Raw genomic sequence first — 445 nt, 5'->3', positions numbered from 1 at the left:
GACCGCATGCCCTCATGCCCCATCGCGATGCCATCGGTCACTGTGATGGTGCAGAATTCGCGCGGAGTGCCGTCGCCCTTCTTGACGCCTTCGGAAGCCGCATGTGCCTGACGCATCAGCGCGGTGTTGCAGGGCGCGGCCTCGTTCCAACAGGACGCAACGCCAACGAGGGGCTTCTGGATGTCCTTGGTCGACAGGCCCATGGCGTAGAGATAGCTGCGATGCGGCGCGCGCTCCGGCCCTTGCGTAACGTGGCGGGAGGGCATTTTCGATTTGTCCCAAGTCTTGCTCATGACGGTCCTATCCTGTGTGTTCTGCAATGCCCCTAGCGCGCAATCCTGTTGCGGAAAAGGGACTATTCGCCGCCATAGATGGCAGTTCTTGCCCCTGAAGCATCCACGACCCCACGATACATGCCTTCGGAGTTGAAGACGAAGGCATATCC

The 445-nt window shown here is 60.4% G+C and carries 1 protein-coding gene; it reads right to left on the bottom strand.

Going from position 1 to position 445, the window contains the following annotated elements:
• On the bottom strand, positions 1–293 hold a 293-nt coding region (locus tag B4F73_RS10050), incomplete at its 3' end, for a dihydroxy-acid dehydratase (protein WP_290481345.1).
• Positions 294–445 lie beyond the last annotated feature (152 nt).

This window comes from Hyphomonas sp. UBA3601 (assembly GCF_002375605.1).
GTDB lineage: Bacteria > Pseudomonadota > Alphaproteobacteria > Caulobacterales > Hyphomonadaceae > Hyphomonas.
This window is presented reverse-complemented; position numbering and strand designations above follow the sequence as displayed.